Source organism: Bacillus infantis NRRL B-14911, assembly GCF_000473245.1.
Taxonomy (GTDB): Bacteria; Bacillota; Bacilli; order Bacillales; family Cytobacillaceae; genus Bacillus_AB; species Bacillus_AB infantis.
The window spans coordinates 2,456,022-2,470,257 of sequence record NC_022524.1 but is presented as its reverse complement, the minus strand read 5'-3'; the positions used below and the strand labels follow the sequence as shown (position 1 = coordinate 2,470,257).

At 48.4% G+C, this 14,236-nt stretch carries 17 protein-coding genes and 1 riboswitch; of the genes, 13 read left to right on the top strand and 4 right to left on the bottom strand.

Features of this window, described 5'->3' with window-relative positions:
• The first annotated feature begins 72 nt into the window (after nt 1-72).
• The 12 genes from N288_RS12345 (at nt 73) to N288_RS12290 (ending at nt 9,677) form a co-directional block, all read left to right on the top strand.
• Complete coding sequence (locus N288_RS12345) at nt 73-885, top strand: RDD family protein (RefSeq protein WP_022543914.1); 813 nt, start codon at nt 73-75, stop codon at nt 883-885.
• 120 nt (nt 886-1,005) lie between these two features.
• Nucleotides 1,006-1,109, top strand: a riboswitch (SAM riboswitch).
• A gap of 119 nt (nt 1,110-1,228) precedes the next feature.
• Nucleotides 1,229-1,360, top strand: coding sequence for a YezD family protein (locus N288_RS24725; protein WP_009793599.1), 132 nt, complete (start codon nt 1,229-1,231; stop codon nt 1,358-1,360).
• Between the two features lie 107 nt (nt 1,361-1,467).
• On the top strand, nt 1,468-2,178 hold the full coding sequence (locus tag N288_RS12335) for a phosphoadenylyl-sulfate reductase (protein WP_009793600.1): 711 nt from the start codon (nt 1,468-1,470) through the stop codon (nt 2,176-2,178).
• A gap of 15 nt (nt 2,179-2,193) precedes the next feature.
• On the top strand, nt 2,194-3,273 hold the full coding sequence (locus N288_RS12330; protein WP_022543912.1) for an inorganic phosphate transporter: 1,080 nt from the start codon (nt 2,194-2,196) through the stop codon (nt 3,271-3,273).
• A gap of 5 nt (nt 3,274-3,278) precedes the next feature.
• Complete coding sequence (sat, locus tag N288_RS12325) at nt 3,279-4,424, top strand: sulfate adenylyltransferase (RefSeq protein ID WP_035402499.1); 1,146 nt, start codon at nt 3,279-3,281, stop codon at nt 4,422-4,424.
• Between the two features lie 13 nt (nt 4,425-4,437).
• Nucleotides 4,438-5,040: an adenylyl-sulfate kinase gene (cysC, locus tag N288_RS12320; RefSeq protein ID WP_009793603.1), complete on the top strand. Its 603-nt coding sequence runs from the start codon at nt 4,438-4,440 to the stop codon at nt 5,038-5,040.
• 12 nt (nt 5,041-5,052) lie between these two features.
• Entirely contained in the window at nt 5,053-6,684 is a 1,632-nt protein-coding gene (locus N288_RS12315; protein ID WP_009793604.1) for a nitrite/sulfite reductase, read from the top strand.
• A complete protein-coding gene (locus N288_RS12310) occupies nt 6,668-6,886 on the top strand; it encodes a DUF3906 family protein (protein ID WP_009793605.1) in 219 nt (72 codons plus the stop codon). Before N288_RS12315 ends, N288_RS12310 begins: the two co-directional genes overlap by 17 nt.
• Nucleotides 6,887-6,888: 2 nt before the next feature.
• Entirely contained in the window at nt 6,889-7,668 is a 780-nt protein-coding gene (gene cobA, locus N288_RS12305; RefSeq protein ID WP_009793606.1) for a uroporphyrinogen-III C-methyltransferase, read from the top strand.
• Nucleotides 7,669-7,678: 10 nt separating this feature from the next.
• Nucleotides 7,679-8,428: a sirohydrochlorin chelatase gene (locus tag N288_RS12300; protein WP_009793607.1), complete on the top strand. Its 750-nt coding sequence runs from the start codon at nt 7,679-7,681 to the stop codon at nt 8,426-8,428.
• Nucleotides 8,409-9,050: a precorrin-2 dehydrogenase/sirohydrochlorin ferrochelatase family protein gene (locus tag N288_RS12295; protein WP_009793608.1), complete on the top strand. Its 642-nt coding sequence runs from the start codon at nt 8,409-8,411 to the stop codon at nt 9,048-9,050. Before N288_RS12300 ends, N288_RS12295 begins: the two co-directional genes overlap by 20 nt.
• Before the next feature lie 111 nt (nt 9,051-9,161).
• The gene (locus tag N288_RS12290; protein WP_009793609.1) at nt 9,162-9,677 is read left to right on the top strand and encodes a hypothetical protein; all 516 of its coding nucleotides are present in this window, start codon (nt 9,162-9,164) and stop codon (nt 9,675-9,677) included.
• On the opposite strand, the gene hmpA is transcribed toward N288_RS12290, so the two are convergent.
• Nucleotides 9,657-10,871 carry an NO-inducible flavohemoprotein gene (hmpA, locus tag N288_RS12285; RefSeq protein WP_022543910.1) on the bottom strand — a complete coding sequence of 405 codons (1,215 nt, stop codon included), beginning with the start codon at nt 10,869-10,871 and terminating at the stop codon, nt 9,657-9,659. The genes N288_RS12290 and hmpA overlap by 21 nt on opposite strands.
• A 172-nt stretch (nt 10,872-11,043) precedes the next feature.
• On the opposite strand from hmpA, the gene N288_RS12280 reads away from it, so the two are divergent.
• Nucleotides 11,044-11,520 (top strand): RrF2 family transcriptional regulator, encoded by a 477-nt coding sequence (locus N288_RS12280; RefSeq protein ID WP_009793611.1) that lies wholly within the window; start codon nt 11,044-11,046, stop codon nt 11,518-11,520.
• A 14-nt stretch (nt 11,521-11,534) separates the two neighbouring features.
• Here N288_RS12280 and N288_RS12275 read toward each other — a convergent pair whose 3' ends face one another.
• The 3 genes from N288_RS12275 to N288_RS12265 are packed head-to-tail and all read right to left on the bottom strand — an operon-like array spanning nt 11,535 to nt 14,147.
• Nucleotides 11,535-12,104 (bottom strand): hypothetical protein, encoded by a 570-nt coding sequence (locus N288_RS12275; RefSeq protein WP_009793612.1) that lies wholly within the window; start codon nt 12,102-12,104, stop codon nt 11,535-11,537.
• A gap of 39 nt (nt 12,105-12,143) precedes the next feature.
• Complete coding sequence (locus tag N288_RS12270) at nt 12,144-12,695, bottom strand: hypothetical protein (RefSeq protein WP_022543909.1); 552 nt, start codon at nt 12,693-12,695, stop codon at nt 12,144-12,146.
• A gap of 15 nt (nt 12,696-12,710) precedes the next feature.
• The gene (locus N288_RS12265) at nt 12,711-14,147 is read right to left on the bottom strand and encodes a PQQ-dependent sugar dehydrogenase (protein WP_009793614.1); all 1,437 of its coding nucleotides are present in this window, start codon (nt 14,145-14,147) and stop codon (nt 12,711-12,713) included.
• Between the last annotated feature and the right edge of the window lie 89 nt (nt 14,148-14,236).

The window sequence follows — 14,236 nt, the reverse complement described above, 5'->3', positions numbered from 1 at the left end:
AAAGTTGTATCTCCATTATAAATCATAGGGAGAGTGAGATACAGGCAAAACTTCCAGGAAATGGGGTGCATCATGCAAACAGAAACAATTCTTATCAAAACACCTGAATTTGTATCGCTTCAATTCCAGCCTGCCGGACTTGGCAGCAGGGCCGGGGCCCTCATCATCGATCAGCTGATCCTTATGGTATTCAATCTGGCGAGCATTCTTTTATTTGCTTTTTATGCTTCCAGTGCCGCAGCATTCTTTCTTGATGATACTTTTCTTTCATGGCCGTTCGCCATTATGCTAATTTGCCTTTTTCTGGTCAACTGGGGATATTTTTTTGTATTGGAATATTTTTGGGCAGGAAGGACACTGGGGAAAAAGATCATGGGAATAAGGGTCATTCAGGATAACGGCCAGAGCATCACATTGCTCTCAAGCTTTATCCGAAATCTCCTCCGCATCATAGACTCCCTGCCGGTGTACTATCTGCTTGGCATTCTGATGGTATTTTTTCATTCCAGGCATAAACGGGTCGGCGATCTGGCTGCCGGGACAGTGGTCGTGCATGAACGGAAAAAGAAGAAGCCGGGTAAAATGACCGGGATTGAAAAAGAAATCCAGGAAAGAGGCCTGAAAAAGGAAGATATATATATGGACGAGTGGACTGTCAGGAAGATTGGCGCCGAGGAGTGGAAGCTTTTAAAGACCTATAGTGAGAGGCTGCTCCAGCTCCCTATAGGCAAAAGAGAAGAGCTCACAAAAAAACTTTCTTATTCACTCCTGCCAAAGCTCGATATCGATCCGGAACGAAAGTCATTCAGGCAGCTGGAAGACATCCTGCTGGTTCTTTATTTAATCGGGAAAGAGGAGTGGGAATTTGAGAATCAGATAAAATGAGCATATTTTCCTAATTAAAAAAATTATTAGAAAACTTTTCGTTAACTCGTTGACAAATCATATGGGTATGGTAGGATTAATTTCAATAAAATAAATCAGAGCAAACGCTCCTGATTATATCACTTATCTAGAGTGGCTGAGGGACTGGCCCATCGAAGCCCGGCAACCTGCTAAAAGCAAGGTGCCAATTCCAGCAAAATGTCCAGCATTTTGGGAGATAAGGTGCAAGTATGCGAAATGCGCCTTTTCCTGTTGGAAAAGGCGTTTTCTTTTTCCTCCTTGTCCCCATCCCAGCCATTCAAAAAGGAGGCGAGCCGATCTGAAGCATGCTGATTGGGAGGAAGTGGCCGCACATCTGCAAAGGATGCTGCAGTCTGTAAAGTTTGGAAGCATCACACTTGTGGTGCAGGATGGCAAGGTCATTCAAATTGAGAAGAATGAAAAGGTTCGCCTTCAATCTAATAAAGCGCGCTGACTAGACAAACTAGAGGCGGTCTTTTTCCCAAAAGCGGGAGGAAGGCTGCCTTTTTTCTTGTTAAAAATCAGTCAAAAAACAGAAGGCACCATGAAAGGAGCACTGAAATGAGCACCACCGTAACATACACCAGCTGGGAACCGCCATCATTCCCTGAAAACGATGGATTCAAAGGAGCACAAAAAGTGCTGGAATGGGCCTATAGCCATTACAGCCCGCAAGATATCAGCTACGCCTCAAGCTTCGGGGCTGAGGCGATTGTACTGATTGATCTTATCACAGGGATAAAGCCTGATGCCCATATTATTTTCCTGGATACCGGGCTCCATTTTCCGGAAACCTATGAGGTCATTGAAAGGGTGCAGGAGCGTTTTCCGGAGCTGAATATTGAAAGGAAGCTTCCTTCCCTTTCTTTGGATGACCAGCGGGAAGCCTATGGACCGGCACTGTGGAAAAGAGAGCCGGACCGCTGCTGCAGCATCCGGAAGATCATTCCGCTCCAGGAAGCCATGAAAGACAAAATCGCCTGGATTTCCGGGCTGAGGAGGGATCAGTCTGCATCCAGGGCTGGGGCGCAATTTTTAAACAAGGACAGCAAATTTCAAAATGTAAAAATCTGCCCTCTTATTCACTGGACTTGGGAGGAAGTTTGGGAGCATATCCGTAAAAAAGATCTCCCATATAATAACCTCCATGACAATGGGTATCCAAGCATTGGATGCTTTCCCTGTACAAGGGCTGCAGGAGTTGGCGGGGACAGCAGGGCAGGCAGGTGGGCTGGGACCGGCAAGACGGAATGCGGCCTGCATTCCGGGTGAAAGGGGGGCATGACCATGCTTGCAGCAATAGCAATGACCATTGGACTATTCTTTGCCATGAATATAGGAGCAAGCGGGGCAGCTGCCTCGATGGGGATTGCATACGGATCAGGATCCATCAAAAGCCGAAAGACTGCTCTCCTGCTGTGCGGAGCCGCCGTATTCCTTGGCGCCTGGCTCGGAGGGGGCGAGGTTGTCAAAACGATGGGAAGCGGGATTGTGCCGAAAAGCACTTTCACCGTGAGCATAGCCCTGATTGTCCTTGCCTCTGCAGCACTGTCGCTTTTCCTGGCCAATATTTTCGGAATTCCGCTGTCGACCAGTGAGGTGACAGTCGGATCAGTTGTAGGGGCAGGGATTGCTTATCAATCTTTATTTGCTTCCAAGCTCTTGTGGATCATTTCTTTTTGGCTGATTACGCCGCTGGCCGCTTTTATCATTGCTGTCATTGCAGCGAAGCTGATCAGGATACTCCGCTCAACCAAGAAGACCAAAAAGCCGGGCACCATCCGCTTCCTTGGCTTCCTGGTCACACTCATGGGATTGTTTGAAGCCTTTTCGGCCGGCATGAATAATGTTGCCAATGCGGTTGGCCCCCTTGTTGGTGCTGACATCCTCCCGCCAGAGGCAGGGATTTTCTGGGGCGGTATATTCGTCGCCGCAGGCGCTGTTTTTCTCGGCAGTAAAGTGCTGGAGACAAACGGAAAGAAAATCACTGATATCCGGCTCGAAGAAGGATGCATCATTTCTGGTACCGGGGCAGGCATTGTCACTGCTGCATCCTTATTCGGGATTCCCGTCCCCTTGACCCAGATCACGACAAGCTCCATCATCGGAATCGGCTTTGCCGGCCAGGGGCGCTCTGTTTTCCAGAAAGAAATTGTCATCAGGCTCCTCGGTGTATGGCTTGTGTCGCCAGTACTGTCGATGGTACTGAGCTATACCTTGATCCAAATCATCATTAAGCATGACTTTTACCCGATTGTTGCCATGGCTGGAGTCCTTATTTCTGTATTCGGTGTCCGTTTCCTGATGGGAAGGCAGAATACGGCCCTGCCGGAAAATGAAACTTATAAACTAGCAAGGAAAGGCTGATGAAAATGTCACTACCTATGCCTCATGGAGGCAAACTCATAGAAGCATTCAATCCGGATTATCCGATCCAGAACACGAATCAGGAGATAGAGATAGACTCAGTTGCATTAAGTGACCTGGAGCTGATCGCCTGTGGACTTTTCAGCCCGCTGACAGGTTTTCTGGGAAAGGAGGACTACGAATCTGTGGTTGAAAGTATGCGCCTTGCAGATGGTACAGTATGGCCGATACCGGTCACGCTGCCGATCATTCCGGATATAGCAGCTGACCTTCATAAAGGTGATATCTGCAGGCTGAATCATAAGGGAGAAACCTACGGGATCCTTGAACTTTCCGAGCTTTACCAGCCAGATCTGGAAAAAGAGGCACTTTCAGTCTACCGGACCTCTGACCGGGCACATCCAGGAGTTAATAAGCTTTTTGAAAGAGGCCGCACCTATGCTGCAGGAAAAATTACACTGATTAAGCGTCCTGATAAAGGAGATTTCACAGATGTCTGGCTGACACCGAAGGAGACGCGGTCCTTATTTGCTGAAAAAGGCTGGAACACGGTTGTCGGCTTCCAGACGCGGAACCCGGTGCACCGGGCCCATGAATATATCCAGAAAGCTGCCCTTGAAACAGTCGATGGCCTTTTCCTTAACCCGCTCGTCGGGGATACGAAGGAGGATGATATACCGGCAGATGTCCGCCTGAAAAGCTACCGGGTGCTGCTGGAGCATTATTATCCTGAAACCCGTGTCCAGCTCGCAGTCTATCCAGCAGCCATGAGGTACGCGGGGCCGAGGGAAGCTATTTTTCACAGCATCGCCAGAAAGAACTTCGGATGCACCCATTTCATCGTAGGGCGCGATCATGCCGGAGTAGGCAATTATTACGGAACCTATGATGCCCAGCATATATTCAGGGAGTTTACCGAAGAAGAGCTGGGGATCAAGCCTTTATTTTTCGAGCACAGCTTCTATTGCAATGTGTGTGAAGGCATGGCTTCCGACAAGACCTGCCCGCATACAGCGGATGACCGGGTAATCCTTTCAGGCACAAAGGTCAGGGAAATGCTCCGTGCCGGAGAAATCCCGCCATCCTCTTTCAGCAGGAAAGAAGTAATTGAGGTGCTGATTCAGGGCTTGCGGGAAAAAGAAACGGTTTAAGGAGGAAGAATGCATGGCACATTCACTGAATCTTACATGGCATGAAGCAGCAGTAACAAAAGAAGAGAGGAGGGCGCAAAACGGGCATGCCAGCTGTGTGCTCTGGCTGACAGGGCTGTCCGGATCAGGTAAATCGACCATAGCCAATATCGTCAGCCACCGGCTTTTCAAGGATGGCATTGATGAATATGTCCTGGATGGCGATAATATCCGCCATGGACTGAACCGCGACCTCGGATTCTCAGAAGAAGACAGGAATGAAAATATCCGCCGGATCGGTGAAGTGGCTAAGCTGTTTACTGACAGCGGCCAGATTGTCTGTACAGCATTCATCTCGCCTTACCGGAAGGACAGGGAACTGGTGCGAAGCCTTTTTCCGGAAAAAGGGGAGTTCATTGAAGTATTCATTGACTGCCCTTTGGAAGAATGTGAAAAGCGGGATCCCAAGCAGCTGTACCAAAAAGCACGGCGCGAGGAGATTAAAGGATTCACGGGGATCGATGCTCCTTACGAAGAGCCGGAAGACCCGGAAATCATCATTCGGACTGACCAGCTTTCTCCAGAAGAGGCAGCTGAAAAGATATTAATCTACTTAAAAGAGCAGGGAATCATTTAAGGAGGGGCAAGAATGGCATATGTAAAGCATTGGGCTGATAATGAAAAGCTGAACAAAACGGAGAAAGCAAAGCTGGAAAAAGACGGACTCGAAATTCTTAATGATATTCCCTATTATGCAGCAAACGGCTTTGAATCCATTCCAAAGGATCAGTGGGACCTGTTCAAATGGGCAGGCTTGTACCTGCAGCGCCCGAAGGAGGACGGCTATTTCATGATGAGGGTGAACGTCCCCTCCGGCATCCTGACGAAGCCGCAGGTAGATGCTCTGGCCGGAATTGCCCGGGACTACGGGCGCGGCGTCTTTGATATAACAACAAGGCAGGCTATCCAATTCCATTGGCTTGAAATCAGCCAGATTCCTGATATTTTCAACAGGCTGGAGGCTGTAGGCCTTTCGAGTGCAGGGGCATGCGGTGACATCACAAGGACAATCGTCGGCAATCCGATTGCCGGGCTTGATCCGCACGAATTGTTTGATACCACTGAGATTGTTAATGAAGTATATACCTATTTTCAGAAAAATGAAGATTTCTCCAATCTGCCTAGAAAATATAAAATGTCAATTTCAGCTAATCTGCATAATGCTTCTAATGCGGAAATCAACTGTGTATCCTTCACCCCGGCGGTCAAGGTGATTGATGGCGGTGAGAGAAAAGGGTTCCACCTGAAGGTTGGCGGCGGACTTTCTTCCCGGCCTTATCTGGCAGAAACGCTGGACGTATTTATTGAACCTGAGCGCACACTGGAAACAGCCATTGCCGTAACAACGATATTCAGGGACTACGGCTACCGGGAAAAAAGGCATCTGGCCAGACTCAAATTCCTTATGGCTGACTGGGGTCCGGAGAAATTCAAGGAAAAGCTGCTGGAGTACACAGGGCCTCTTCCTGAAAAAGGAACAGAGCCTGCAGGAGGCTGGAATGCCGGCTATTTTTACGGTATCCATGACCAGAAACAGCCCGGCCTGAAGTTCCTTGGGTTCAATGTACCGGTGGGGCGTTTGTCGGCTGATGAAGTATTCGAGCTTTCCCGCATTTCTGCCCATTATGGGAATGGAGAAATCAGGACGTGCAATTCGCAGAACCTGATCATTCCCAATATACCTGAGGAAAACGTTGAAGCACTGCTCCAGGAGCCGATTTTCAGCCGCATCACCATCAATCCCAATTCCTTTATCGGCCACGCGGTTTCCTGCACCGGGATTGAATATTGCAATCTGGCACTTGTAGAAACTAAAGAAAGGATGCGCGTGATAGCTGAAGAGCTGGATAACCGGATCACCCTGGATGTGCCGGTCAGAATCCATATGGTTGGCTGCCCGAACTCCTGCGGCCAAAGGCAGATTGCCGATATCGGCCTGCAGGGAATGAAGGTGCGGAATGAGAACAAGGAAATGGTGGAGGCTTACGAAATCTATGTAGGAGGAACGCTTAATGCCGGCGGCAAATTCAATGAAAAGCTGAAAGGGAAGGTAGAAGCGGAAAAGCTGGCCGATGTGCTTGAGGAATTGCTGCACTTTTTCAAGAATGAAAAGTCAGCAGGGGAATCCTTCTTCGATTTTGTCGGCAGGGCCGGTCTGGAGCTTTTCCAGCAGCAGCTTGATATTATTTTGGGAAGAGAAGCCCATGGCCTATCTTTATAGATTCAGTGTACAGCTGGAAGAAAAAGAGATATCCGCTGTCATCCTCGCTGAAAATGACGAGGCGGCCTTCCGCCAATTGGATGTTGAGCTCGAGAAATTTTATTTAAAAGAACCGGGCGTACAGGAAGTGGCCCTCCGCGAAAAAAAGCGGGCTGCAAAAACGGCAGGCTATATTTTTGATGAAGATGAGAAAGGGTGGTAGTGATGCCAGGAAAAGTATATTTGGTCGGAGCAGGACCGGGGGATGCCGAGCTGATAACGGTAAAAGGGCTGCGCTGTATCCGGCAGGCAGATGTTATTTTATACGACCGGCTCGTTAATCCTGAGCTGCTGGAGTACGCAAAAGAAGGCGCCCAGCTGATTTACTGCGGCAAGCTGCCTCATTATCATACAATGAAACAGGAAACAATCAGCCGGTTCCTTGTTAAATTCGCCAAAAAAGGCCAGAATGTTGTGAGATTAAAAGGCGGAGATCCCTTCGTGTTCGGCCGCGGAGGGGAAGAGGCCGAGGAATGCGCCATTAATGATATCCCTTTTGAAGTAGTTCCAGGCATAACAGCCGGCATCGGAGCTGCTGCCTACGCAGGAATTCCTGTCACCCACCGAACCCTCAGCAAAAGCTTCGCCTTTGTGACCGGACACCAGGCTGGTGACAGGGAAGCAGAGCATCAATGGGCCCATCTTGCAAGGGCGGTTGATACAATTTGTGTCTATATGGGGGTTTCCCATCTACCTAATATTGTCGACAAGCTCCTTGAAAACGGCAAGGAAAAGGAAACGCCGATAGCACTTGTGCACTGGGGCACGCTTTCTGGCCAGCAGACTGTCGCAGGGACGCTTGAGACAATCTTGCCTCTGGTTGAACGGGCCGGCATAAGCAATCCAAGCATGATTGTTATCGGGGAAGTCGTAAAGCTGCACAAAAAACTCCATTGGTTTGAGGAAGAAATTGCGCCCAGGCTGCCGGTCATCCAGGGAATATAGGAGGAGGAACATGGAATCGATCCTTTATATAGGCCACGGCACCCGCTCGAAAAAAGGGGCACAGGAAGCAAGGGACTTCTTGAATAGGATCATTGGGAAATCTGCCGCACCGATCCAGGAAATCAGTTTTTTGGAGCTTGCAGAACCATCAATCGGCGAGGCTTACGAAAATTGTATTCGCCGGGGGGCCACCTCTATCAGGGTGGTCCCGATCTTTCTATTATCAGCGGGGCATATAAAAGAAGATATCCCGGATATTCTTGAAAAGTTAAAAAATAATTTTCCGGATATACCGGTTGAAATGGCAGATCCCTTTGGTGTCCAGCAGGCGATCATTCAGGCAGTTTGTGAATTGATATTTCAGGAGGCATTGGTGCTTTCCAAAGACGATTCTGTTTTGCTGGTTGGGAGGGGGAGCAGCGATCCTTCTGTTCTTGAAGCGTTTGAAGAGATTAAAAAGGGCGTCGCTGATAAGATTGGCGCCTCGGTGAAGGTCTGCTTTCTGGCTGCGGCTTCCCCATCCTTCGGTGAAGGCCTTGAGGAAGCATGTGCTGATAGCCCTGGACGGGTCATAGTCGTTCCTTATCTATTGTTCGGCGGGCTCCTTCTCAGTGAAATTGAGAATGCGGTGAGGAAAAGGAAAAAGCAAGGCATCCAGATTGTACATACCGGCGCATTGAGCAGGCATTCTGCGATAGAGGAAATCGTCATTGCCCGTGCAGCAGGGAAGGAGGAGAAGGATGCAGCCCCTGTTCATTGATCTAAGAGGGAAAAAAGTAGTCATTGCAGGAGGCGGCAGGATTGCAGCCAGGAAGGCGCGTGTACTTGAAGAGGAGGGAGCTGACATCACTTTCATTGCCCCCGCATTTTCGGAGGAAGCTCTTTTGATAGCCGAGAGTAAAGGTTATGGGCTCATTGAACGTAAGGCAGCGGCTGCAGATTTTACGGATGCCTTCCTTGCCATTCTGGCCACAAACGACCGGAGTGCCAATGATGAGCTGCAGAAGGCTCTCCCGGCCAATCAGCTCGTCTGTGTAGTTGACGAATTTGAAACCGGCAATGTCACTTTCCCGGCAAGAGTGCGGCGGGGCGGCCTCCAGATTGCTGTGACTTCAGGCGGAACCAGCCCTAAGCTGACACGGAAGCTGAAAAAAGAATTAGAGGTGCTCTTTGACGAGACATGGTCAGTGTATACAGAATTCCTCGGGAACTGCCGGTTGGTCATAAAGAGGCTGGATCTTCCCGCCGAAAAAAAAGACCGGCTGCTTTGGAGCCTGCTGGAGGACGAATACCGATTGAGCGAGAGTAAGCAGGAGGAAAAGGCGGAGGAAATAAGGAGGATGGCGGAGAGTGTGAGGGAAGATAGTGAGGCGGTATGGTGATGCTGTCCCAAGGTTGGCGAAATCATTTGAGGCAACTGGGTTTGTGCAAGGGAGTTATTGGAACCGCTGAATGTGCCCTGATTTTGTTGAAATGGTAGAATAATTGGCAGTTTGATTGAATTATCGGGAAAATTGATTGAAATAATCCTGCAAATGATTAAAATAATCCGAACTTCGATTAAAAAACGGAAATTGGCTGCTGCTCAGGAAAGGTCAGCTGTGCCGGGGATCCATCGAAACCGCCGAATGAGCCCTGGTGGTAGAATAATTGGCAGTTTGATTGAATTATCGGGCGAATTGATTAAAATAATCCTGCAAATGATTGAAATGATCCGAACTTCGATTAAAAAACGGAAATTGGCTGCTCCTAAGGGTCAGCCAACCAGGCAGCCAGCACTTACGGCTGTCAACTCAATAAAATTACAATATTGTAAGACTGCTTACAATAACAGCCGGAATTTCCCTGAAAATCACCAAAATAGCCGCATTTTCTCCTTTTCACACGGAGAGTACCCAAGCTCCGCCGCTAGATCTGCTCTCAAACCGCAAAAAAAAGAAGCTGATGAGCCCATCAAGGGACGCCGGCTTCTTTCTTTTCAAATATTCCTATACTTCCAGATTCAATGACGGACCAAAGAATTCAAAGTGAATCTTCGATTCTTCAACATGCAGCTCTTTTAATCCTTTGACAATTGCACGGAGGAATGGCACCGGCCCGCATACATAATAGTCTGCGCCATCAATCAGGATTTCGCGGAGGAAGTCTGCATCGATATAGCCTTCTTTAGCAAAGCGGGCATCCTGGCGGTCAGTTTCCTTAGCTTTTTCGTATACATACAGAAGCTTGCTGTTTTCAAGTTCAGCTTCAAGTGAGGAAAGTTCCTCTTTGAACGGCTGGTGGCTGCTGCTTCTGGAGGCATTTATAAACTCTACCTTGCGTCCCGGGTTTTGTTCAGCAATAGAATTGATCATGCTCATGAAAGGAGTGATGCCGACACCGCCGCTAAGGAACACAACCGGTTCATCAGCATCTGCTGCAAGTACAAAGTCACCGGCTGGGACCGTCACTTCTATAATGCTGCCTGCTTCAACGGCATCATGAAGGTAATTGGAGACCTTGCCTTCAGGTGTATTTTCTTCTGATTCCCGTTTGACAGAAATCCGGAAATAGTCTTTGCCAGGTGCTGCTGAAAGACTGTACTGCCTGTTCATCAGATATTCTTCACCGGGGATGCCAATGCGAACTGTAATATACTGGCCAGGCAAGAAGGCTGGTACAGTTGAACCGTCAGAAGGCTTTAAGTAGAAGCTGGTAATAACATCGCTTTCTTTTACTTTATCTGTAACTGTAAACTCTTTAAAGTCTTCCCAGCCTGCAGGCTGGCTGGCTGCTTCTTCATACATTTCCTTCTCGATTCCGATAAAGGCGTCGGCGATTACGCCATAGGCATCTGCCCATGCTCCGATGATCTCATCAGTTGCCGCATTGCCCAGCACTTCTTTGATTGCTCCCAGAAGATGTTCTCCTACAATCGGATAATGTTCCGGCTTGACTCCAAGGCTTCTATGCTTGTGGGCAATTTGTTTCACTGCAGGGATGATTGCTTCCAGGTTATCAATATAAACGGCGGCTGCCAGGATTGTATTGGCAAGAGCGGTCTGCTGCCTGCCTTTCTGCTGGTTGGCATGATTGAAGATATTCAATAACTCAGGATGGCTTGAAAATAAGTTGCGGTAAAAAACGGTTGTTATTTCCGTCCCCTTCACTTCCAATACAGGAACGGTTGATACGATAGTGTCAATTGTGTTTCGAGATAACATTGCTGAATCCCTTCTTTGCTTAAGTAGTATTTTGAATACATCTTTATTTTAGTGGCCAAATAACTAAAAAGCAATATTGCAAATACATCTTTTGGAGGGCAGGACTGCAAAGTTTATGATTTGTTCACAATTATGATAAGATGGGGGGGAGAACAGAATGTGAGGGAAAATCATGAGGCTTACAACCTATTCGGATTATTCAATAAGAGTATTAATATATCTCGCATCACATCAAAATGATAAGCTCGTCAACATAAAAGAAATCGCTGAAGCTTACGATATTTCAAAGAACCATCTAATGAAAATCATCTATAATCTTGGAAAGATGGGCTATATAAGGACAGTGCGCGGCCGCAACGGCGGATTTAAGCTCGCTAAGCTCCCGGCGGAAATCAATATTGGGGAGATCGTCAGGAAGACAGAAGAGGATTTTTATCTTGTTGAGTGCTTTGACCATAAAAATAAATGTGTGATCACTCCGGTATGTTCTCTGAAGCACATCTTAAACCATGCGCTTGAAAGTTTTTTAAAGGTGCTGGATCAGTATACACTAGAAGATATTGTTGAAAACAAAGCCATGCTGAAAGAATACTTTGCCCGTAAAGCTGAAGAAGGACAAGATGAAGTCCATGATCAAAGGCTGCCTTGAATGGCAGCCTTTTTTCATGTCAGCTCAGGCGATTTCTTCCGTACTGTCCGGTTAAGGGCCTTCATTGCTGCCAGTGATAGCCAGAGCCAGATGCTGCTGTAGGCAAGGCCAAACAGGAATATTGGTCCGACGGTCAGCAATGCGGAATAACCTGACAGGGAAGGGCCAAGAATCGGAAAACCCACTACATACAAAAGGAATAAGATACCGGCTGTCAGGGAGGCAGCCCCTAATAAGACGGCAGTAAAAGTATGTTTCAGCTTATTGAGGGCAATGCCGATGCTGATGCCCAGCAAGCCGGTGGTAAATGGGAATACGAAAAGCTCAGAAGGCTGGAGGACAGCAAGCATCATAATTGTGAGCAAATATGTAAGCAGGCCGATCCGCACCGATAGAAAGCAGGCTATAATGATTGGCCATGTGGTCAGGATGCTGAGCGCATAGCCTGCACCCCCGAAAAGCCCTGCTGACTGGAATATTGCCGCCAAGCCTCCAAGGATCGCGCCCATCACCATTTTGACCGTACTCGAATGGTAGGACATCTCTTCTGCCGCTGATATTCCCGGAAACCATTTTCTGCTCATTTTTCCACCCCCTTATAGGCAATGCGCTTCTGTGCGGGATTATACCTGTTCTTTATATAAAATTGAGATAGGAGCCATCTCCAGCATATATTCCTGCAAAAGCAGCTGGTGCATCGTTTTATCATGGACGATCAGAAAGCATGCGTCGGCAACTTCTCTGCTCCCGACAGAAAGACCGAGCTGTTCACCAACAGCAAAAGCGCCCATTGCCTGCTGGTTTAACAGGAGAAGGTGATGCAGGGATTGCCAGGAACCTTTTGCACCTGCGAGGAAGTCCTGAAAAGATAATAAAGCTTCCTCCACTTTGCCGATCACCGTGCCGAGAATCCGGTCTTTACGGTCATCTGCTGTTCGGCCGATAAAGCGAAAAAGATTATCCGCACTTTCCGCATGATGCTGCTGTGATTCCTGGATTTTTTCAATGGCTTCCCTGATATGGGGCTCCCTGATTGCGGGCACAGCTTTTGCCAGCATAACCTCAAGAGCGGTTTGGGCTGTGAGGATATGTTCAAACCATTTTTCCATTTCATTTTTCTGCATTTCAATATAATCCTCACCCAGTTCAATAAGAATGGCCTTTTGTTCCTGCATATTCATACCCTCCAATCATTCTTTTGTTATTTTCCATAACACTCCCGTATGGCCATATGCCTGAATATATCCTTTTGTCACAGGGGAGTATCCGAAATCAAGTACATACAAGCTTTTTCCGTCCGGATGAAATTTGCAGTCAACCGGCCTTTCTATTCCGCCTGTGCCTGAATAGGAAGCGGCACCAGGGGCACGGTTGCGGAGGAATACCTCGGAAGTTCCTGTTTTAACATCAACCATCGCCACCCTGAATCCGTTATTAAGGTCTTTCTCGTGCGGGGTGTTGATGGGAGCGTAGGTACCCCATTCTGTTACAAACAGCTTCCCGCGGTGACCAAAGAAATCGGATGTGCAAAACTCCATTTTCGTCATGGCCGAATGAGGCTTCTCCAGGTAAACCGGAGGGCCGGCCCATTCAGGCGGATTCTCAATCAGCTGCTCGGCAGCCTTGCCTTTTGCCGGCTTACAGCGTTCATCCCATACAGGCACGCCATCTGCCCGGTAATCGGGAAAACCGTACCAGTCAGGTGTTTTTACTGTTCCATGCTTTGTTTTGGCATTGGGGATATGCCAGATTCTATCAGGGTCGCCGGCGATCGACCGTTCGCCTTTTTCCTCCAGGCAGTTGTCTGAAGCATATAATTCGCCCTCTTCACTGAAAGCCAATCCATATGGGTTTCTGAGTCCCCAGGCCAATAGTTCAGGTTCGCTTCCATCCGGATTAGATCTCCAGAGGCCCGTTGAGCACCATAATTCCCCTTTGACTTTTTCCCCTTTCTGCGCTGGTGTCCCGAATGGCTTGAAAGCGCCTGTCTCTGTTAAGAAAGGGAAGGGCATGAGAGGGTTTCGGGATGTGACATTATGCCCTGTCAAGGTAATATCCGCTCCGGGGACATCATGGGCTTCGGGGTGTTTCGCCAAATCTACTGTAAAGCCTGCAGGGAGGCAGACGCCGTTTTGGGAAACCGATCCATTGGCAAAATACAATAATCCGTCATGCGGCCCAAAAACGGGTCCTCCGGGTTCATGCCAGCCGCCGCTTGGTATTTTTTCATGAAGGACGGTGCGCTCCTTCGTTTTTCTGTCATATGCCACAATGCGTGCAAGATAGCCGCCTTTGCAGGATACATAGAGTTTCCCGTCCCTGCAGACGACTCCGCGCGGTCCGCCAAGTGTCTCCACCGCAAAAACATCGAGCATTCCACCAGGATCCAGGCTTAAAATCCTTGGCGGGAGAGCAGGCCTTGTCGGCCATGTGCTTCCGCCTTCTAATATGTAAAGTGTGCCGTCCTCCGCAAATCCCATCCCGGTCGGAAAGGACAGGCCGGCAGCGGCCACCTCCACTTTGTACCCTTCTGGAACCCACACATCATCAGGATTCACCAATGGCCGTGCACTTGTAGGGAGCTTCAAAACTTTTTCGGCAGATTGGGTGTAAGCGATATGTTCCATTATGATCTCCTTGGTTTAAGTTAGTAAAAAACCTTATCAGTATTGTCCAACTGTGAAACGGGTATTCAATTTTCCGCTGTATAAGCCCG